Origin of the sequence: Vibrio olivae (assembly GCF_042428525.1) — a bacterium.
In the GTDB taxonomy this organism is placed as follows: domain Bacteria; phylum Pseudomonadota; class Gammaproteobacteria; order Enterobacterales; family Vibrionaceae; genus Vibrio; species Vibrio olivae.
Map to the genome: position 1 here is coordinate 1 of NZ_JBHMEP010000141.1, position 509 is coordinate 509.

Consider the following 509-nt stretch of genomic DNA (forward strand, 5'->3'; position numbering starts at 1 on the left):
ATATTAGATAACTCTAGTTTTTATTGTTATCAAAGATTTCTTTTATTTTTTCAACAACAAATTAGTCATTTTTTGGATGGCAGCTGTCAATTGGTCTGTCGCTTGGTCTTGTTTTGCTTCAGATGTATTGAATAGATCTTCATCTACCCCTGATTCAAGATCGATACTTTGGATCATTTCTTCACAGCCTGCTACATATGAAAGATAAGCTTTTTCAAAATTTTTATGAATGCCCATTGCTTTTGCTGGTGGACGCAAAGTACTGACTTTCTTAAGCATTGCCCGATATTTTTTTGTTCCTTCTTCAAATAACAGGATGATCTCTTCAAGAGTCGATTTGTCCAGTTCACTTGTTTTTCCTTCATCAATTGCGTTTCTGATCACTTCATATTTCGGATGCATTCCTTCTCCGATTGCTTCTGTTTCCTTGACGATTTGATCGATGGACTGCACATAATAGCCAATATTCGGTAACATGTTCGTTTTCCTACTTTCTCCATTGTTGTTAT

The 509-nt window shown here is 35.4% G+C and carries 1 protein-coding gene; it reads right to left on the reverse strand.

Annotation, left to right across the window (positions count from 1 at the left end):
- Positions 1–42: 42 nt before the first annotated feature.
- Positions 43–509, reverse strand: a 467-nt coding sequence (locus tag ACFFUV_RS23950; protein WP_390198527.1) for a hypothetical protein, incomplete at its 5' end; no start/stop codon positions are given.